Annotated in this window: 15 protein-coding genes and 1 pseudogene; 7 read left to right on the top strand and 9 right to left on the bottom strand. The window is 62.8% G+C overall.

Annotated features, from left to right (window positions below; translation table 11 throughout):
• Positions 1-3: 3 nt before the first annotated feature.
• From CO671_RS03275 to CO671_RS03255, 5 genes are all read right to left on the bottom strand, one after another.
• Positions 4-366: a HepT-like ribonuclease domain-containing protein gene (locus CO671_RS03275; protein WP_010027740.1), complete on the bottom strand. Its 363-nt coding sequence runs from the start codon at positions 364-366 to the stop codon at positions 4-6.
• Positions 363-863, bottom strand: coding sequence for a 2-oxo-4-hydroxy-4-carboxy-5-ureidoimidazoline decarboxylase (uraD, locus tag CO671_RS03270; RefSeq protein ID WP_097604338.1), 501 nt, complete (start codon positions 861-863; stop codon positions 363-365). Before uraD ends, CO671_RS03275 begins: the two co-directional genes overlap by 4 nt.
• The gene (gene puuE, locus CO671_RS03265; protein WP_097604336.1) at positions 863-1,786 is read right to left on the bottom strand and encodes an allantoinase PuuE; all 924 of its coding nucleotides are present in this window, start codon (positions 1,784-1,786) and stop codon (positions 863-865) included. The genes uraD and puuE overlap by 1 nt, the downstream gene beginning before the upstream one ends.
• A gap of 112 nt (positions 1,787-1,898) precedes the next feature.
• On the bottom strand, positions 1,899-2,606 hold the full coding sequence (locus CO671_RS03260; protein ID WP_097604333.1) for a DUF1045 domain-containing protein: 708 nt from the start codon (positions 2,604-2,606) through the stop codon (positions 1,899-1,901).
• 114 nt (positions 2,607-2,720) lie between these two features.
• Positions 2,721-3,899 carry an FAD-binding oxidoreductase gene (locus CO671_RS03255; RefSeq protein ID WP_097604331.1) on the bottom strand — a complete coding sequence of 393 codons (1,179 nt, stop codon included), beginning with the start codon at positions 3,897-3,899 and terminating at the stop codon, positions 2,721-2,723.
• Here CO671_RS03255 and mnmD point away from each other — a divergent pair.
• The gene (gene mnmD / locus CO671_RS03250) at positions 3,898-4,626 is read left to right on the top strand and encodes a tRNA (5-methylaminomethyl-2-thiouridine)(34)-methyltransferase MnmD (RefSeq protein WP_097604329.1); all 729 of its coding nucleotides are present in this window, start codon (positions 3,898-3,900) and stop codon (positions 4,624-4,626) included. The genes CO671_RS03255 and mnmD overlap by 2 nt on opposite strands.
• Before the next feature lie 26 nt (positions 4,627-4,652).
• Here mnmD and CO671_RS03245 read toward each other — a convergent pair whose 3' ends face one another.
• The gene (locus CO671_RS03245) at positions 4,653-8,060 is read right to left on the bottom strand and encodes a response regulator (RefSeq protein WP_097604326.1); all 3,408 of its coding nucleotides are present in this window, start codon (positions 8,058-8,060) and stop codon (positions 4,653-4,655) included.
• A 336-nt stretch (positions 8,061-8,396) separates the two neighbouring features.
• Here CO671_RS03245 and CO671_RS03240 point away from each other — a divergent pair, with 336 nt between their 5' ends.
• From CO671_RS03240 to CO671_RS03230, 3 genes and pseudogenes are all read left to right on the top strand, one after another.
• Positions 8,397-8,705, top strand: coding sequence for a hypothetical protein (locus tag CO671_RS03240; protein WP_096762280.1), 309 nt, complete (start codon positions 8,397-8,399; stop codon positions 8,703-8,705).
• Positions 8,706-8,777: 72 nt separating this feature from the next.
• Positions 8,778-9,892: pseudogene (locus CO671_RS03235) on the top strand (DNA alkylation repair protein).
• A 246-nt stretch (positions 9,893-10,138) separates the two neighbouring features.
• On the top strand, positions 10,139-11,827 hold the full coding sequence (locus tag CO671_RS03230; protein ID WP_097604323.1) for a DEAD/DEAH box helicase: 1,689 nt from the start codon (positions 10,139-10,141) through the stop codon (positions 11,825-11,827).
• A gap of 52 nt (positions 11,828-11,879) precedes the next feature.
• On the opposite strand, the gene CO671_RS03225 is transcribed toward CO671_RS03230, so the two are convergent.
• On the bottom strand, positions 11,880-12,782 hold the full coding sequence (locus CO671_RS03225; RefSeq protein ID WP_097604320.1) for a DMT family transporter: 903 nt from the start codon (positions 12,780-12,782) through the stop codon (positions 11,880-11,882).
• A gap of 535 nt (positions 12,783-13,317) precedes the next feature.
• Between CO671_RS03225 and CO671_RS03215 the strand changes: the two genes are divergently transcribed.
• The 3 genes from CO671_RS03215 to CO671_RS03205 are packed head-to-tail and all read left to right on the top strand — an operon-like array spanning position 13,318 to position 16,505.
• Entirely contained in the window at positions 13,318-14,727 is a 1,410-nt protein-coding gene (locus CO671_RS03215; protein ID WP_097604314.1) for a circularly permuted type 2 ATP-grasp protein, read from the top strand.
• A complete protein-coding gene (locus tag CO671_RS03210) occupies positions 14,727-15,668 on the top strand; it encodes an alpha-E domain-containing protein (RefSeq protein ID WP_097604311.1) in 942 nt (313 codons plus the stop codon). Before CO671_RS03215 ends, CO671_RS03210 begins: the two co-directional genes overlap by 1 nt.
• Before the next feature lie 12 nt (positions 15,669-15,680).
• A complete protein-coding gene (locus CO671_RS03205) occupies positions 15,681-16,505 on the top strand; it encodes a transglutaminase family protein (protein ID WP_097604308.1) in 825 nt (274 codons plus the stop codon).
• A gap of 402 nt (positions 16,506-16,907) precedes the next feature.
• On the opposite strand, the gene araD is transcribed toward CO671_RS03205, so the two are convergent.
• Together araD and CO671_RS03195 are read right to left on the bottom strand one after the other, a co-directional pair.
• Positions 16,908-18,647, bottom strand: coding sequence for an L-arabinonate dehydratase (araD, locus tag CO671_RS03200; protein WP_097604306.1), 1,740 nt, complete (start codon positions 18,645-18,647; stop codon positions 16,908-16,910).
• Positions 18,648-18,709: 62 nt separating this feature from the next.
• Positions 18,710-20,143 carry an aldehyde dehydrogenase family protein gene (locus CO671_RS03195; RefSeq protein ID WP_038690636.1) on the bottom strand — a complete coding sequence of 478 codons (1,434 nt, stop codon included), beginning with the start codon at positions 20,141-20,143 and terminating at the stop codon, positions 18,710-18,712.
• Between the last annotated feature and the right edge of the window lie 57 nt (positions 20,144-20,200).

The raw sequence follows: 20,200 nt of genomic DNA, 5'->3' as shown, positions 1-20,200 counted from the left end.
GCTTCACTCGCCTTCGGCATGCCAGTGACGAATGGCATCGATCTCGACAAGAAGTTCCGGCAGCGTGCGATAGGTTGCCTCCCAGATGTCGGAGGGATCGAGCGCGAAGACGTCTTCGAGGATACGGTTGCCGGTGCCGCAGATTTTCGTCCACGGCAAAGTGGGATGCTCGGTGGCAAATTCCGGATGGGTTACGAGCAGACGGGATGCAGCCGCGCCGATGGTGAAGTGGCAGAAGGCAACGGCCTTGAAAGTGAGATTGTCCTCGGCGAAGGCCGCCTCATCCATTCCGCCGACAAAATACAATGCCTCGGCGGCCGCCTTTTGCATTTCATTGAGATAGTCGATAGCACGCGGCTCGCTCATTCACCCTCCGGCAACATCGATGTCAGGCGCAGCAGTGCGATCCGTTCGACCTGCGCCGTTGCGGTCGCGAATTCTTCATCCCGGCCATTACCGATCCTTCTCTCAAAGGCCGAAAGGATGTCGTCCTTGCCGAGCCCTTTGACGGCGATGATGAAAGGAAAGCCGAATTTTTCGACATAGGCCGAATTGAGTTCACTGAAGCGGGCATGCTCGGCCGGGCTCAGCCGGTCGAGACCGGCTCCCGACTGCTCCTTGCGGCTGTCTTCGGTGAGTTCTCCTGCGATCGCCAGGCGCCCGGCGAGATCCGGATGGGCGCTGAGCACGCCGAGACGCTCCTCCCGGCTTGCCGCCCGGAAGACGGCGGCAAGCGCCGCATGCACGCCTGATGCCGTCAGCGGCTCTTTCACGCTGCCGTTGTCATAGGCGCGCTCGGCGATGAAAGGCGAATGTTCGAAGACGCCGCCGAAGCGGGAGACGAAATCCTCGCGCGATATCATCAGAGCGCGTCCGGCTGATGCTGCTGGTGCCAATGCTCGGCAATCTCGATGCGGCGCGGAATCCAGACCTTGTCGTGCTTCAGCACATATTCGATGAAGCGCTTCAGCGCCGCCGCCCGGCCGGGCCGTCCGACGAGGCGGCAATGCAGACCGACCGACATCATCTTCGGGCTGCCCGCCTTGCCCTCCTCATAGAGCGTGTCGAAAGCATCCTTCAGATAGCTGAAGAACTGATCGCCCGCGTTGAAGCCCTGCGCCGTGGCAAAACGCATGTCGTTGGTTTCAAGCGTATAGGGAATGATCAGGAAAGGTTTCCCGTCGACGCCCTTCACCCAGTAAGGCAGGTCGTCGGCATAGGAATCGGAGGAATAGAGGAAACCGCCCTCCTCCTGCACCAGCCGAAGCGTGTTGTCGGAAGGCTTGCCCTGATACATGCCGTAAGGCCGCTCGCCGGTCAGTTCGGTGTGCAGGCGCACGGCTTCGAGAATATGCTTGCGCTCGAGATCCTCAGGGAAATCCTTGTATTCCAGCCAGCGGTAGCCATGGCTGGCGATCTCCCAGCCGGCCTCCTTCATGGCGGCGACGGCCTCGGGGTTCCGCGCCATCGCCAGCGTCACGCCGTAGACGGTCGCCTGCACCTTGAGATCGGTGAACATCCGCCAGAGCCGCCAGAAGCCGGCGCGCGAGCCATATTCGTAGATCGATTCCATGTTGAGATTGCGTTGCCCCGGCCAGGCGGCTGCGCCGACGATCTCCGACAGCAGGTTTTCCGAGGCGGGATCGCCGTCGAGGATCGAGCTTTCGCCACCCTCCTCGTAGTTGATGACGAACTGCACGGCAACGCGTGCCTCGCCCGGCCATTTCGGATCGGGCGTCTGACGCCCGTAGCCGACGAGATTGCGCGGATAAGTCTCAGACACCATCAAATCACCTTCTGAAAAGACGGGGAACGGTATCATCCGCAGCCGGAATGTCGAGACGGAAACTGCGTGGCAGAATTTATCCTTTCGGCACAATCACTTAGCTTAACGCTACTCAGGCGATCCTGCGCGCGCTGACCTTGCCCATGGGATGCAGCGAATGGACGCGGAAGGGACCGCCGGAACCCTCTTCGATCATCAATGCCACGTTCGAAACCATCACCGGCTCCTTCAGGACGGGCTCGAAGATCGTTCGCAGCGCCGGTTCGATGCGGGGCATGTCGATCGCATTGATGGAGCCTGTCACCGGCATATGGAAGCGGAACTCGTCCATGACATAAGGATTGCCCCAACGATGCAGATTGGCGAACTGCGCAGCCGACAGTCCATCCGGATCGCTGCGCTCGATGTCGGCTTCGCTCAGCGGCGCGCGGTAGCGATCGAACTCCTGGACGATCGCCGAAGCCAGATACTGGATCTGCTCACAAGGAGCGCTCGGCATCAGGCTGTAGAAACTGCCGAGCCGGGCAATTTCGAGACGTGAAATCTGGAAGGGAGCGAATGTCCCGGCAAAACGCATGAGATCGCGCAGGAGTTGCGATTCGGACATATCGCCGGACAGATGGAACGGCGCCTTCAGAACGCCGTGGAAACCATAGCGCCGCGGCACGGCGGTATGGAAGGCGATCTCGTGAATGCCGAGGCCGCGGACGGCCGGAGGCCCCAGCATATCGCCGGAAAATACGTTTCGACCGAGCCAATTGGCGGCCACGAGCGACAACGGGTCGCTCGCCGGAGGCGTGAAGCAAATGGCATAGCGCATGCAATTTCCTCCATCAAGGAAGTGAGCGCCGCTGAAATTGGGCGCTGCCGATGCTCAAGCAGATAGGTGATTTGCATGACAGAATAACGAAACACAGCTGTACCTAATTCACGTTTAACGTGAAGCCACAGCGATATGGCTTGAAATCGCAAAGCTTTCCGGCAGGAAAAATTCGCAATCTGTATCGCCTGCGATACAAACTGCCGCCTCCGCCAGCCGGTGGGCGAGGCCGAAGCTGACCTTGAAACCGCCAGTCAATGCGATGAGCCGCGGGTGGTCGGGATGGCGGCCGATCATCGGATCGCGGTCGATGGCCTTCGGGCGAAGCCCCGCCCAGCGTTCGACGATCGGCGCGTCGCGAAGGATCGGAACGATGGCGCGCGCCGCCTCGATCAGCGCGTCGAGCTGGGCATCGGTGGAAACGGGATCGTCGAAGCGGTTCTCGCTGGTACTGCCGATCGCCGCATGCCCGCCCTCATGCGCGACGACATAGAGACCGTCGAGGAAGATCGTCGGCAGTGCCGGATCGATCGCCGCCTTCAATAGCGCCGCCTGCCCCTTGACCGGCTGGCCGAGCGGCTGTTTCAGCCCCGGCGTCAGATCCTGCAGCAGGGGAAAAGACCGATGGCCGGCGGCCAGGATGCAGCGGCCGAAGGTGACGGTTTTGCTGCCTATCGCGGCCGTGCCTCGGTCCGGATCGAGATCGGCAACATCGGCGTTTTCCATGATGCGCACATGTTTTGCTTGCTGCAGGAAGGCGACGAGCACTGAGATCAGCGAGCGGGGGGCGACGCGGCCGGCAAGCGTATCATGCACAAAGCCGCTCTCGCCGGCAGAGGCCTCGACCCAGCCGTCTACATCGGGCCTGTCGAGCACATGCCAGTGGAACCGGCGCTCGCCTGCCCGCCAGTGGCGCTCGGCGTCCTCGGAATGGCCGCGGGCTATACGGTTGAGATGCGGTTTCGGCAGCGGGATCAGCCGTCCGGACCTGTTATAGCCGGCGGAAAGCCCGGTTGCCGCTTCGAGCGCCGCGATTTCGGCTTCGAGTGAGACCAGCGCATCGAACTGGAACTGCTTCTTCTCAGACCAGCGGTCCGGCATATGCGGCATCAGCGCCCCGAGCAGGCCGCCGCTCGCACCTCTGCCCAGCCTGCCGGCATCGGCAAGAAGGGTGCTGATCCCGCGCCGCTCGGCATGGACGGCCGCCCAGAGGCCCATGATGCCGCCGCCAACGATCAGCAGGTCGCAAGAAGATTGACCGGACGCCGGCGCAGGACTATCGGCTTTTTCCATGACAGACGTGAACCCAGATCAGATTGGCGCGGGCGCGCCGCAGCCGCTGGAGTGGCGCGACGGCGATATGCCCTATTCCACGACCTTTGGCGATCATTTTTATTGCCAGACCGATGGCCGGCTGGAATGCGGCCACGTCTTCCTCGCCGGCAACGGCCTGCCGCAGCGCTGGAGCGGGCGGCAGACATTCGTGATCGGCGAACTCGGCTTCGGCACCGGCCTGAACTTCGCCGAGACCTGGCGGCAATGGAAGCAGCATCGCGCAGCCGGCCAGCATCTGCATTTCATCTCCTTCGAACTCCATCCGATGCGCGGCGAAGAGATCGGCCGGGCGCTCTCGCACTGGCCGGAGATCGATGCCGAGCGCGACGCGCTGACAACGGCCTGGCCGCAAACGCCTGATGGGACCGTCTCGCTCGACCTCGACGATCAGACGCGGCTCAGCGTCGTCTGCGGTTCCGCACTCGACGGCGTCATGACGGCGAAGCCGGGCTTCGACGCCTGGTATCTCGACGGCTTCGCCCCGTCGCGCAACGGCGACATGTGGTCGGAGGAACTGATGCGTGAGGTCTGCGAAAAGACCGTCGCCGGCGGCACCTTCGCCACCTATGCCGCGGCCGGCTTCGTGCGCCGCAATCTCATCGCCGCCGGCTTTGCCGTGGAACGCCGCAAAGGGTTCGCCGGCAAGCGGGAAATGCTCTGTGGCGTGAAGGCGCCTTCCAGCTAGAGCTTGTCGGCATTCGTCGGTTCGGGTCAGTAGCTCGTACGTCCCGGCTGCTGGTCGTCCTTGCCGAGCCATTGCCGGATCTTTTCTTCCAGCAGCTCCGGGCTGATCGGCTTCGACACGTAGTCGTCCATGCCGGCGTCGAGGCAAGCCTCCCGGTCGCTTTCCAGCGCATGGGCGGTGACGCCGATGATCGGCACTCGCTGGCCCTGCCCCTTTTCCCTTTCGCGGATCGTCCGGGTCGCCTCATGGCCGTTCATGACGGGCATCGAGACATCCATCATGATGATGCGCGGCGTGTGGCTCTCCCAGGCCGCGACTGCCTCCTGCCCGTTATTGACAACAAGGAAGGAGAGCCCCGTTCCCTGCAGGATCTGGGTGAAGACGATCTGGTTGACCTCGTTGTCTTCGGCGACGAGCACGTCGACGAATTCAGCCGCCCGCTTCTGCAGCGCAGGCACCGGTGCCGACACGGCCGTTTCGGCCTGCAACCGGGTGATTTCGGCCTGCGAAGCCTGCTTCACGCGCCGGGCGCGAACCACCTCGACGACGGTGTTACGCAGCACGTTGGCGCGCGCCGGCTTCATCAGATGCGCCTGGCCGTTCAGCGCCGCGAACTCCTTTTCGGTGCCTGAGATATCCATCGACGTCAGGAAAATGATCGGCAGCTCGACAAAGCGGGGATCGGCGCGCAGCCGGCGGGCGACATTGGCGCCGTTCATGTCGGGCATGTGATAGTCGAGTATGACGGCATCGACGGTAACACCGAGATCGGCCGCCGCCTCCAGGATCGCAAGGCCGGTGCCGCCGCCTTCGGCAGCGACGCCGTCGAAGCCCCAGAGCGACAGCTGCTCGGTGAGGATGCGCCGGTTGACCTCATTGTCGTCGATGACGAGGATGCGCGCACCCTGCACGTTGATCGGCAGCGGCTTCGGCTCGAGGTGGGCGGCCGCCACCGCAAAGGGCAGTTTGACGGTGAAGACCGAGCCCTTGCCCCAATGGCTCTCGACCTTGATATATCCGCCGAAGAGGTCGACGAGCCCGGCCGTGATCGCAAGTCCGAGCCCTGTTCCCTCATGCCGCCGGGTCGAGGAGGCGTCGACCTGCGAGAACTTGTCGAACACCGATTCCAGCTTTTCCTGAGGAATACCGATACCCGTATCCTCGATCCGGATATTCGCCATGATCTCGCCGCCGGCGACGGTCTCGAAGCCGACATCGACGAAGACATGGCCACGCTCGGTGAACTTAACGGCATTGCCGACGAGATTGGTGACGATCTGGCGGAAGCGGCCGGCATCGCCGATCACGGCGGCGGGCAGATCGGGTGCGGCCCGCACCAGCAGCTCGATGTTCTTCTCGGCGGCATGCGAGGAGAGAAGCGTCGCCACATCCTCCACCGCTTCGGTGATATCGAAAGCCGCCTTGCGCAGCGTCATCTGTCCGGCATCGATCTTCGAGAAATCGAGAATGTCGTTGATGATCGTCAGCAGCGCATTGCCCGACTTGACGATGATGTCGATGAAGGTTTTCTGGCGCGTATCGAGATTGGTCTTGGCCAGCAGCTCCGCCATGCCGAGCACGCCGTTCATCGGCGTGCGGATCTCATGGCTCATATTGGCGAGGAATTCGGACTTGGCGCGGTCGGCGGCTTCGGCGCGCGACAGCAGCTCACGCAATTCCTCCTCACGGCTCTTGAGCTCGGTGACATCGGTAAACAGCGCCACCCAATGCTGCCCCGTGCTGACCGTCGCATCCATATTCACCCAACGCTCGCCGGCGACATGGAAGACGGTGGAGATCGGTTGCCTTGCCGCGATATTGGCGCGCCAGCCCTCCAGGATTTCGGCCGCCGCATCGTGAAAATCGCCGCGCGCCGCGCAGAATTCGAACATGCCGAGCCAGCCCTGGCCGGCCGCGATATAATGGGGCGGGATTTGCAGGATATCGGCCATCGCCTCGTTGGACATCTTGATGATGCCGTCCTGGACGATGGCAAGCCCTTGCGACATGGCGTGCGTGGCATCGCGCATCATCTCGCCGACCCGCTCGAGCGCGGCGCGGGTCTCGTGAATTTCCTTTTCCCGCTCGCGCACCGCCGAAATATCGGCATAGGTCAGCAGGATGCGGTCGTTGGAGATGCGCCGGCTGTCGAAGATGACGGATTTGCCGCCCGCCCAGCCGACCTCGATCGGCTCCGGCTCCTCGGCTTCGAACAAGTGCTTGCGAAAGGCATAGAGCTCTTCCGGCGTTCGCGTCCCGTCGTAGCGCCCGAGTTCGTAGTTCCGGCGAATGACATCGATGAAGGGGCGCCCGTCGAAACGGTCCTCGCGCGGCAGCTCCCAGATGCTGTAGAATTCGTCGTTGACGTAGAGAATCCGGTGGTCGTTATCGAGGATCAGCACGCCGATCGGCAGCGAACGCAGGATGCTCTCGATATCCCGATGCAGCACTTCTTCCTGCTTGCGCGAGGCGATCAGCGCCTTCTCGCGCTCCTTGAGCGGCGAGATGTCGGAAAAGGAGCCGACGACATAGGTTCGCCCATCCGCCGTGATGACGCGGTTGACGCGCGAGATGACGGGATAGACGTGGCCGCCCTTGCTCGGCATCTCGCTCTCGAGCTCCACCGAAATGCCATCCCTGAGCGCAAGCAGGTTTTCCTGGTAGATCGGCTCAGCACCTTCCGGCCCGAACATCTCGTGTTCGGTCATTCCGAGATATTCGGAGCGGGCGCGGCCGCTGAAGGTCTCGTAATATTTGTTGGCATAGATCAGACGATGCTTGTCGTCGCGTACGAAGACGGCAACCGGCAGATCTTCCAGCACGGTGCGCAGCGCGTCGAGTTCGCTGACGCTGTCACCCCAGGCCGAATCGCCGGCGGGCGCAGGACGTGCGCCCTTGCGATGGGCGGCGTTGACAACCAGCGGGCGGCCGTCCGCGGCGAAGATGCCGATCGGATGATCGAGCTTTTCCAGTGCCTCACGCACCTGGGCAAGATCGGCGGCTGAGCCAGGGTCGCTTGCGATCCCGTTATCGTTTACAGTCTGAGGGCTGCCGCCGATCCCCTTGTTGCCGACGGCGCGGCGCTCGCGGGCTTCGAAGATGCCGAGCACGTAGATCCGCTCCGGCGACGGCGAGAAACTTTCGATCTGAATGCGCTCATGGTTGAGGCTCGCCGCGTCGAAGCAGATGGCGTTTTCCTCGGTGCCGAACACCAGCGCGCGACGTTCCTTGTCCTCACGCTCCTCCTCTTCGGGACGGTCGAAGAGTTCGCGGCTGCGCCTGCCGATGAAATCGGAGATCTCGCAGCCGAGAAAACGGGCATAGGCCTCGTTGACGGCGACATAGCGCAGCTCGCTGTTCTTGACATAGGCCGGGGTATCCAGATCAGCGATCCGGCGGCAAGCCAACTCCAATATGTCCCCGGCTGATTTCAAGAAATTGTCGCTCCCGCAATAAATGAAATATCAACGACAAAGACTATAACGCCAAGGCTTTTAACAAGGTTTTAACCATATATTTCAGCAGCGGATTTTTAGGGCCGCTTCACCGAGCCAAACATCCCCGGATTGCCCCCCGGGCGGCACGAGACTGAAAGGACCGGGGCGCAGTCGGCAATCTGCCGCCTTGAACAACGGGCTGCCATGTCACGGGCCGTTGAAATCATGACGAAAATTTAATGCGGCAAGCGCTTGCGCAGCCATCGCGCCGCCGCGATCGGGGCGGAGTCTGAACACGGCTTTATAGAAGCCAGTCTAGATAAGGAAGTTAACATGTCCGTTCTTCATAAGACCATGGCGACGGGCCTGATCGCGCTGACCCTTGCCGGCGCCTCGCTCGCCACCGCCACCACCGCCGATGCCCGTCCACGCGATGCCTTCTGGGGTGGCCTTGCCGCCGGCGTCGTCGGCGGCGCGCTGCTGTCCGAGGCCGCCCGCCCCGCCTACCCCGTTTATCCGGCCTATCCCGTCTATCGCCCTTACCCCGTCTACCGGAGTTATTACCGGCCGTCCTATTGCCATATCGAATGGCGGCATGATCGCTGGGGCGAACCCTATCGCGTCAAGGTCTGCCCGGAATAGGGCAAGCCGCATCCGGCGCCGCTTGACCTCCCGGCGGCGCCGGGCCAATCCTCAGATCGAGGGAGGATCAGCATGCCGGAACCGCTCAAGAATCTGCTGCATGAGGCGCTGGTCGCCGACATGGCCGATTGCATCGCCGCCAATGCGCCCTCCTTCGACAGGGGCCGTTTCGTGGCGCTGGCGGCAGATGGCCTCGGGGCGCTGGAGCTGATGGAGCGCTCGACGCTGATCCGCGATGCGTTGTTCGCCACGCTTCCCGATGATTTTACGAAGGCCGCCGCCATCCTGAGGGCGAGCCTGCCTGCATCGGGCAGGCCCGGCCTCACCGGCTGGATGCTGCTGCCGGTCAACCAGTTCATCGCCGCACGCGGCCCCATCATTTCGAGCTCGGCCTCGATCTCCTCAAGGCCCTGACACCGTATTTTACCGCCGAATACGGTATCCGTCCCTTCATCCATCGCGACCAGCAGCGGGCGCTTGCCATCATTTCCGGCTGGGTCGGCGATCCCGACCAGCATGTGCGCCGGCTGGCGAGTGAGGGAACGCGGCCGCGCCTGCCCTGGGCCATGCGCCTGCCGCAGCTCGTCAAGAACCCGGCGCCGATCCTGCCGATCCTGACCGCGCTGATGGATGATCCGGAGGATTATGTCCGCCGCTCGGTCGCCAACAGTCTGAACGACATCGCCAAGGATCATCCGGATCTGGTTGCCGCCCTCATCGCCGGCCATATCGAGGGCGCCTCGTCCGAGCGCCGCCGGCTCTTGAAACACGCCTCGCGCTCGCTCCTGAAGAACGGCCATGTGCAGGCACTCGCCAATTTCGGCTTCGGCGCGGCGGCGTCGCTCGCATGCCAGCTGCGCCTTCTGAACGGCGAGGTGATGTTCGGCAAAGGGCTGGATTTCGAAATCCGTCTGACGAATACCGGCGACACCGCGCAATCGTTGATGATCGACTACGCCATCCATCACGTGAAAGCCGACGGTTCGCTCTCGCCCAAGGTCTTCAAGTGCAAGACGATCATGCTCGCGCCCGGGCAAAGCCACCTAATCGAGCGCCGCCACGCCATGCGGCCGATCACGACGCGGCGCTATTACCCTGGCGAACATCGCATCGCCGTCCTCGTCAACGGCACTGAGAGCGCATCCGAGAGCTTCGTCCTGCGAATGCCGCCTCTCGAGTCGGGCTGAGGCTTTTTGTGCACCGCACTTGACTTTCCGCGCGAACTAGCCCAAATGCGGCTCAGCTTTCACCCTTCCGGCCGCCGCGTGAGCGTGCCCCTGCTCAAAAATACGAAACGCAGGAAGAAGGGACAAAAGCGCATTTCGATAGAGCGCCGCACTCCCAAGAGCGGCCAGAAGCGCTGGAAAGCTTTTTCCAACTCACAAGTTCCCACTTCACGCGGGGTTCTTGACGCCAGAATGAAACCGGATCGCATGGTGCGTTCCGGCCATAGTCGTTGTGGCGCCCCGAAAGGTTATGCCTTGACTAATTTTGAATCGCTTGGTGTCTCCAAGCCGATCGTCGCCACCTTGTTCCAGCTCGGCATCGAAACGCCGACGCCGATCCAGGAACAGGCCATCCCCCTCCTCCTCCAGGGCCGAGACCTGATCGGTCTTGCCCAGACCGGCACCGGCAAGACCGCCGCCTTCGGCCTGCCGCTGATCGAAAAGCTGCTTGCCGACGAGCGTCGACCCGACAACCGCACGACGCGGACGCTGATCCTGGCGCCGACCCGCGAGCTGGTGAACCAGATCGCCGACAACCTGAAGAAGTTCATCCGCAAATCGCCGCTGCGCATCAATGTCGTCGTCGGCGGCGTCTCCATCAACAAGCAGCAGCTTCAGCTGGAAAAAGGCACCGATGTTCTGGTCGCAACGCCGGGCCGCCTGCTCGATCTCGTCAATCGTCGCGCCATCACCCTGACCACGGTGCGCTATCTCGTGCTTGATGAAGCCGACCAGATGCTCGACCTCGGCTTCGTGCACGATCTGCGCAAGATCGCCAAGCTGGTGCCGAAGAAGCGCCAGACCATGCTGTTTTCGGCCACCATGCCGAAGGCGATCGCCGATCTCGCCGGCGAATATCTCGTCGATCCCGTCAAGGTCGAGGTTACGCCTCCGGGCAAGGCTGCCGACAAGGTCGAGCAGTATGTCCATTTCGTCGCCGGCAAGAACGACAAGACCGAGCTGCTGCGCAAGTCGCTGACCGAAAATCCCGACGGCCGCGCCATCGTCTTCCTGCGCACCAAGCACGGTGCGGAGAAGCTGATGAAGCACCTCGACAATATCGGCTATTCCGTCGCCTCGATCCACGGCAACAAGAGCCAGGGCCAGCGCGAGCGGGCGCTGAAGGCCTTCCGTGACGGCAGCATCAAGACGTTGATCGCCACCGACGTTGCCGCCCGTGGCATCGACATTCCTGCCGTCAGCCACGTCTACAACTACGACCTGCCTGAGGTGCCCGACGCCTATGTCCATCGCATCGGCCGCACGGCGCGCGCCGGCCGCGACGGCATCGCGATTGCCTTCTGCGCCCCCGACGAAGCCAAGCTGCTGCGTGATATCGAGCGCCTGATGGGCATCGACATCGCAGTCGCAAGCGGCGAACCGCCGGCCAATATCAGCAATAGCGGCCCCCGCCGCGGCAACGGCAATGGCAACAACCGCAACCGCGGTGGCGGCCAGGGTCGCGAAGGTCAAGGTCGCGAAGGCCAGGGTCGCGGCGAAGGCCGTGGCGATCAGAACCGCTCGGAGCATCGCGGCAGCCGCCAGGAACGCCGCCCGCGTCCCGAACGCACAGGCCGCAACGAGGATTTCCGCGGCCAGCGCCGCGGCGAAGCGGCCCCGGACCTCGGCCCCGACAATGATCTGGCCTCGACCTCCGACTTCCGCCCCTCGGCAAAGCCGCAGCGTCCCGCCCATGGCGCCCATGCCAATGGCGAGCCGAGCGGTCATCACCGCGGCAATAACCGTCACACGCACGGTCGCCCGGCCCGAAAGCACGGCGAAGACCGCGGCCAGCACCAGGCCCAGGGCGGCGAACCGCGCCGCGAGGGCAATGGCGGCAACCGCCGCGGCGGCTCCGGCTCCCGCAATGGCGGCCAGCGCCGCGAACGCGCCTGATCATCGATCGATTGAAACGTGGAAAGGCCGGGGAAACCCGGCCTTTTGCTATTTATGCTTCCACCGGCCTGCGGCGTTCGACCGCCTTGCGGTTGGTCAGATAGACGCCGACGACCACGATCACTGTGCCGAGAATCAACGGCACGGTCAGCGGTTCCCCGAAGGCGATGAAGGCTTCGAACGCGACGGCTGGCGGCATCAGATAGATCAGCGAGGCGGCGCGGGAGACCTGCCCCCGGCGGATCAGATATAGCAGCAGCCCGACGCCACCCATCGACAGTCCGAAGACCGACCAGATCAGCGCGGCAAAGGCCTGCGCGGTGCCGTCGAATTGCTGATGCTCGAAGATCAGCGAAAGCGGCAGGGTGAGAATCAATGCCCCGACATATTGCAGCGTCGCGATCGACCTGAGATCGCCGGATTGCAGGTGCTTCTTCTGGTAGAGCGTGCCGTAGGTGACGGCCCCCATGGCGATAAGGTTGATCGCCAGCGGCAGGGCCGCATGCGTGAGATCGACGCTCGCCGGATCGAGGAGTTTCGGCGAAATGGCAATGGCAATGCCGATGAAGCCGAAGATAAGGCCGAGCTTCTGCGTCTGCTGCAACCGTTCGCCGACGAGAAACGGAGCCGCCATCGCCGTCAACAACGGCTGCAGCGCCGCGATGATGCCCGATATGCCGGCCGGCACGCCATTGGCAATCGCCCACCAGAGGCCGGCGAGATAAAACCCGTGCAGGAAGAAACCGGAATAAACGGCCCGCAGCGCCGTCGCCCGGCTTTTCGGCCATTGCGCCCCGGTCGCCAGGCAAAAGGCGAGGAACGCCAAGGCCGACAGCGCGTAACGTATCGAAAGGAAGGTGAAAGGCTCGGAATGCAGCGCCGCATATTTCGCCACCACCCACCCCGTGGACCAGAGCAGGACGAAAACGGCGGGGGCGAAGCGGTCGAGGGACATGGGGCTGCTCAGCGGAAAAGAGTTCGCCATGCTGATAGCTGCAGCCGACGGTCGCAGTCAAAGGCGAAGCGTTGATGCTTATTTGAAATTTGGCTGATGGTTGGAGTTAGCGTCTGCAATCCGACGCTATGCGACGGTCACGAAGGATCGCCGACGCACCCCATCCACCCTCATCCATATGCTCGTCACAGGGATCCAGCGCGCCCAAGTCCTTGGGCGCGGGAGACTCTCTTCAATCGAGACTCGAGTCATTCACGGCGCGGACGCGCGTCGGCTGGATTCCTGTGACGGGCACAGGAATGAGAAGTGTGTGGAAAGGCCGCGCCTCCACATACCGGCCGAGCGAAAAACCATCACCTGCTCACATTTTGAGCAGTCTTTACGGAATAACCATCCCCACCATTTGCGGCATCACCTCAAATGCCCGGAAATCCGCATCTTTCCCGCAACGCAAAATCTTTTCCCCGAACTGCGCATGGTTCTTGCATTGCAATTTGCGTTGTATTCAAATGAACAAAAAAGGGGAGCCGCACCTTTGGCATTTGATGAAATGATTACCGGGGACGAAAATCCTCGCCCGCCTTATGAAAAATATTTCGAGTGGTACAATAGCCAAGACCGGTCGCATCTGATTGCCAAGTCCCGCGATGCGGAAAACATCTTCCGGAAGACCGGCATCACCTTCGCGGTCTACGGCCATGCCGACAGTTCCGAAAAGCTCATCCCCTTCGATATCATTCCCCGCATCATCTCCGCCCGTGAATGGCGCAAGCTCGCCCAGGGCATCGAGCAGCGGGTGATCGCCCTCAACGCCTTCCTCGACGATATCTACCATAAGCAGGAAATCATTCGTGCCGGCCGCGTTCCGCGCGAGCTGATCGAGAACAATGTCGCCTTCCTGTCCGAGATGATCGGCTTCCGCCCGCCCGGCGGCGTCTACACCCATATCGTCGGCACCGATATCGTGCGCACCGGCGAGGACCAGTTCTACGTGCTGGAGGACAATGCCCGCACCCCTTCCGGCGTCAGCTACATGCTGGAAAACCGGGAAACCATGATGCAGATGTTCCCGGAACTCTTCCATGAGAACAAGGTGCAGCGTGTCGAAGACTATCCCTATCTGCTGCGCCAGAGCCTCGCCTCGCTCGCGCCTCCCGGCTGCACCGGCAAGCCGCGCGTCGCGGTGCTGACCCCGGGCATCTATAATTCGGCCTATTACGAGCATTCCTTCCTTGCCGACATGATGGGCGTCGAACTGGTCGAGGGCTCTGATCTGCGCGTCATCGACGGCAAGGTGAAAATGCGCACGACCCGCGGCTACGAGGCGATCGACGTGCTCTACCGCCGCGTCGACGACGACTTCCTCGATCCGCTGACCTTCCGAGCCGATTCCGCGCTCGGCATCCCCGGCATCATGGACGTCTACCGCTCCGGCAACATCACCATTGCCAACGCGCCCGGCACCGGCATTTGCGACGACAAGGCGATCTATTCCTACATGCCGGAGATCGTCGAATTCTACACCGGCAGCAAGGCGCTGCTCGAAAACGTGCCGACCTGGCGCTGCTCGGAAGCATCAAGCCTGAAATACGTGCTGGAGCACCTGGAAGAGCTGGTCGTCAAGGAAGTCCACGGCTCCGGTGGCTACGGCATGCTGGTCGGCCCGACGGCGTCGAAGAAAGAGCGTGCCGATTTCGCCGAAAAACTGAAGGCCAAGCCGAACAACTACATCGCCCAGCCGACGCTCTCGCTCTCCACCGTGCCGATCCTGGTCAACAAGGGGATCGCGCCGCGCCATGTCGATCTGCGCCCCTATGTGCTCGTCTCGGACAAGGTTCAGATCATTCCGGGCGGCCTCACCCGCGTGGCGCTGAAGCAGGGCTCTCTGGTGGTCAATTCCAGCCAGGGCGGCGGCACCAAAGACACCTGGGTATTGGAGGACTGATGCTCGGAAGAACCGCAAACGGCCTCTATTGGATGTTCCGTTACATCGAGCGCGCCGAAAATATCGCCCGCCTCGTCGATGCCGGGCTGCGCATGTCGCTGACCCGCAGCAGCGCCGGCGACGACAACTGGGATGGCGTGCTGCAAAGCGCCGGCGTGCGCGAGGCCTATGACGAGGGCCACGCCAAGCTGACCAACGCCGAAGCGATCGACTATCTCCTGCGCGATCGCGCCAATCCGTCGAGCGTCATGTCCTGCATCGAATCCGGCCGCAACAATGCCCGCATGGTGCGCACCGCGCTGACGCGCGAGACCTGGGAAGCGACCAACGAATGCTGGATCGAGCTGAAGGCGCTGCTTGAAAAGCGCGTGAAGGCCGCCGACCTGCCTGAGGTGATCGACGTCATCAAGCGCCGCGCCGGCCTCATCCGCGGCGCCTTCCATGGCTCGACGCTGCGCAACGAGCTTTATAATTTCGCCCGCATCGGCACCTTCATCGAGCGGGCCGATAATACCAGCCGCATTCTCGACGTGAAATATTACGTGCTGCTGCCTTCGGTCTCGGCCGTCGGCTCCTCGCTCGACAACGTGCAGTGGGAATCGATCCTGCGCTCGGTCTCCGCCCACCGCGCCTATAGCTGGGCCTATGACGGCGAATACCGGGCGATGAACATTGCCGACTTCCTGACGCTGAACGTCCAGATGCCGCGTTCGCTTGCCTATTGCTACGAAAAGATCGTCAGCAATCTCGGCTATCTCGCCCAGGATTACGAGGCGCGGCTGCCTGCCCACGACACCGCCGACGCGATTCGTACCACGCTGCAGACCCGGGCGATCCGCGACATCATGGATCAGGGCCTGCACGAATTCCTGGAGGATTTCGTCTCGCGCAACAACCAGCTCGGCGCGGAGATTTCCGACGGCTACCGGTTCTACGTTTAAGCGGATCAGACCATGAGACTGAAGATCAGCCACCTCACCGAATACCGCTACGACGAACCGGCGCAGTTCTCGCTGCAGCGCCTCAGACTGACGCCGCCGACAACCGCTGCTCAGAAGGTGCTCGGATGGTCGTTGAACGTCGAGGGCGCCACGCCCGAGGTGGAGTATGACGACCAGTACGGCAACCACGTCAATCTGGTCTCGCTGGAAGGCGCGCAGCACGTGACGCGCATCTTGGCCGAGGGCGAGGTCGAGACGGCGGACAATAACGGCGTCACCGGCCCGCACACCGGCTTCTGCCCGCTTTGGCTCTTCCTGCGCGAGACGCCGCTGACCAAGGGCGGCAAGCTCATCAAGGAACTCGTCAAGAGCGTCGACGGCGACAACGAGCTTGCCCGCATGCATGCGCTGATGGCGGTAATCCATGAGACTGTCGACTACAAGCCCGGCACCAGCAACGCCGCGACGACGGCCGAACAGGCGCTGGAGAAGAAGAGCGGCGTCTGCCAGGACCATGCGCATATCTTCGTTTCCGCCGCCCGCGCCCTGCAGGTGCCAGCCCGTTATGTCTCGGGCTATCTGATGATGGAAGAGAAGGTCGAACAGGCGGCGACCCATGCCTGGGCCGAGGCCCATATTCCCGGCCTTGGCTGGGTCGGCTTCGATCCCGCCAACGAGATCTGCCCGGATGCCCGTTACGTCAGGATCGCCTCCGGCCTCTGCTACCGCGACGCCGCGCCGATCTCCGGCATGCGCATCGGCACGCCGGGCGAAACCCTGTCGGTGACCGTCAAGGTCGAGAACGGGGGACAGATGCAAAGCCAAAGCCAGAGCTGAGGGCTCCGAAGGACAGAACGCGGCCTCTCGTTTCTCCCTTCTCCCCTCGGGGAAAAGGTGCCCGTAGGGCGGATGAGGGGGCCGCCGGCGCTGGTCTTTCAAGAACGCCTATACGTACTTCGACAGCACTGGTTAATCTACGTCTAGGGTAGGCATTGCCGTCGGCTTGGCGGAACGGCTTGTGGAAAAGGCACGCCGTGTAGCCCCCTCATCCGCCTGCCGGCACCTTCTCCCCGAGGGGAGAAGAGATTTGCCGCAGCCTCTCCGTCCTTCGCACGCTCTCGCAGCACGTACTCTCGCCCCCGCGAGCATGATGACGGAATAGCTTCGCGCTTCGCAATCAGCCAAAGGCGGGACTTTCACCCCGCCTTTTCAACGATCCAATTTCGGATGCGTCACTGCTCAGTGGCTGTCCTTGCCGACAGCATTTCCGCGACATCCCTTGAGGAAGTCTAGGTCGGCGCCGGTATCGGCGCCTTCGACATGCTGCTGATGCAGGAAGGCATAGCCCGATGTCGGCAGATCGTGGTTCGGCTGCCATTCGGCAAGCCGCCGCGCCAGCTCCTCATCGGAAATGTCGAGATGCAGGCGACGGTTCGGCACGTCGAGCTCGATCATGTCGCCGGTCTTGACGACCGCAAGCGGCCCGCCGACCGCCGCTTCCGGCGAGGTGTGCAGCACGACGGTGCCGTAGGCCGTGCCAGACATGCGGGCGTCGGAGATGCGCACCATGTCGAGGATGCCTTTCTTCAGCACCTTCGGCGGCAGCCCCATATTGCCGACTTCGGCCATGCCGGGATAGCCCTTCGGCCCGCAATTCTTCATGACCATGACGCAGGTCTCGTCGATGTCGAGATTGTCGTCGTTGATCTTGGCCTTGTAGTCGTCGATATCCTCGAAGACAACAGCCCTGCCCTTATGGACCAGGAGATGCGGCGAGGCGGCCGAAGGCTTCAACACGGCGCCCTTCGGCGCGAGATTGCCGCGCAGCACGACGATGCCGCCCGACGAGGTCAGCGCTTTTTCGGCCGGCAGGATGACGTCTTCGTTCCAGTTGACGACGTCCTTGACCTCGTCCCAGACGGTTTCGCCGGAGACCGTCAGCGCGTCCTTGTGCAGGAGGCCGGCTTCTCCGAGGCGCTTCAGCACGACAGGCAGGCCGCCGGCATAGAAGAACTCTTCCATCAGGTACTTGCCCGACGGCATCAGGTTGACGATGGTCGGAACGTCGCGGCCGCAACGGTCCCAATCATCAAGCGTCAGATCGATACCGACACGGCCGGCGATGGCGAGCAGGTGGATGACGGCGTTGGTCGATCCGCCGATCGCCGCATTGGTGCGGATGGCATTTTCGAAAGCCTGCTTCGTCATGATCTCGGAAGGCTTCAGATCGTCCTTGACCATCTGCACGATGCGGCGGCCGGTCAGCTGCGCCATCACCTTGCGGCGGGAATCGACGCCCGGGATCGCGGCATTGCCTGACAGTGCCATGCCGAGCGCCTCGGCCATGGAAGCCATGGTGGAAGCGGTGCCCATCGTGTTGCAGGTGCCCGAAGAGCGGCTCATCGAGGCTTCCGCCTCGAGGAACTCGGCCTGCGTCATCTCGCCGGCCTTCACCATTTCGGAAAACTTCCACAGATGCGTGCCGGAGCCGACGCGTTCACCGCGGAAATAGCCGTTCAGCATCGGCCCGCCGGTGACGACGATCGACGGCAGGTCGACGGAGGCCGCGCCCATCAGCAGCGAGGGCGTGGTCTTGTCGCAGCCGACGAGCAGCACGCAGCCATCCATCGGCTGGCCGCGGATCGCCTCTTCCACCGCGAGCGCGGCGAGGTTGCGGTACATCATCGCGGTCGGGCGGAAGGTGTTTTCCGAAGCCGAGAATACCGGCACCTCGAGCGGGAAACCGCCGGCCTCCCAGACGCCCGCCTTCACCTTCTCGGCGAGCTCCCTCAAATGACCGTTGCACGGGGTCATATCCGACCAGGTGTTGAGGATGCCGATCACCGGCCGGCCGTCGAACAGGTCGTGCGGGTATCCCTGGTTCTTAAGCCAGCCGCGGTGATAGATCACGTCGCGGCTCGTGCCGCCGTACCATTCCTGCGACCTCAGCCTGCGCGGCCATTCCGCTTTCTTTTTCATCGTCTCTGTCCTTCAGGTGAATTGCCGGGCCGCCTCGTACGGCCCGGGTCATCGGATATGTCTCAAGCCAGGGTGTAGGCCGTCTTGACCACGGTAAAGAATTCGCTCGCATACTTGCCCTGCTCGCGCGGACCGTAGGACGAACCCTTGCGGCCGCCGAACGGCACGTGGAAATCGACGCCTGCCGTCGGCAGGTTGACCATGACCATGCCGGCCTCGGCATTGCGCTTGAAATGCGTTGCATGTTTCAGGCTGGTCGTGGCGATGCCGGCCGAAAGCCCGAACGGCGTGTCGTTGGCCGTCGCCAGGGCCTCGTCATAGTCCTTGACCCGGATCACCGAAACGACAGGTCCGAAGATCTCCTCGCGCGAGATGCGCATCTGGTTGGTCGCTTCGGTAAACAGTGTCGGCTGCAGGTAGAAGCCGGGCGTTTCGCGGGAAATCACTTCGCCGCCGAAAGCGAGTTTGGCGCCTTCCTTTTTGCCGATCTCGATATAATCGGTGTCGGTCTTCAGCTGCCGCTCGTCGACGACGGGGCCGATATGCGTGCCGGCCTTCAGCGCGTTGTCGACGACCAGCGTCTTCAGCTTCTCGGTCAAGGCCGCGACGAACTTGTCGTGAATGCCTTCGGTGACGATCAGGCGCGACGAAGCGGTGCAGCGCTGGCCGGTCGAGAAGAAGCCGGAATTGGCGGCGGCTTCGACGGCGACGGAGAGATCGGCGTCGTCGAGCACGACCATCGGGTTCTTGCCGCCCATTTCCAGCTGGAACTTGCGGTTATGCTCGATGGAGGCGGCGGCAACGCGCCGGCCGGTGCCGGTGGAGCCGGTGAAGGTGATGCCGGCGACATCAGGGCTTTCCAGCATGGCCTGGCCGACGACCGAGCCCTTGCCCATGACGAGGTTCAGCACGCCCTTCGGCAGGCCGGCGCGGTTGAGGATGTCGACGATCGCCCAGGAACAGGCGGGCACCAATTCGGCCGGCTTGAAGACGATGGTGTTGCCGTAGCAGAGCGCCGGGGCGATCTTCCAGGCGGGGATGGCGATCGGGAAATTCCACGGCGTGATGATGCCGATGACGCCGAGCGCTTCGCGGGTGATCTCGACGCCGATGTTCGGACGCACCGACGGGATGACCTCGCCGGCGAGCCGCAGCGCTTCGCCTGCAAAGAATTCGAAAATCTGCGAGGCGCGGATGACTTCGCCGGTGGCTTCCGGCAGGGTCTTGCCTTCTTCGCGGGCGAGCAGCGCGCCGAGCTCGTCCTTGCGCGCCATGATCTCGTCGCCGGTCTTCTTCAGGATGACATGGCGTTCCCAGATGCCCGAGCGCGACCAGGCCGGAAAGGCGGCCTTGGCAGCGGCGATGGCATTCTTGGTGTCTTCGGCGCTGCCGTCGGCATAGAGACCGACGACTTCGTTGGTGTCGGACGGATTGATGTTCTTCGTCGCGTTCGTGCCGACCCATTCGCCGGCGATCAGGTTTTGATAAATGGTCATGGGCTCAACAAGCCTCCTTCACCGTTTACAAACAACGGCCGGCCGCGGACGCGGGCC

The sequence above is a fragment of the Rhizobium sp. M10 genome (assembly GCF_002531955.1).
GTDB classification, from domain to species: Bacteria; Pseudomonadota; Alphaproteobacteria; order Rhizobiales; family Rhizobiaceae; genus Rhizobium; species Rhizobium etli_C.
This window is presented reverse-complemented; position numbering and strand designations above follow the sequence as displayed.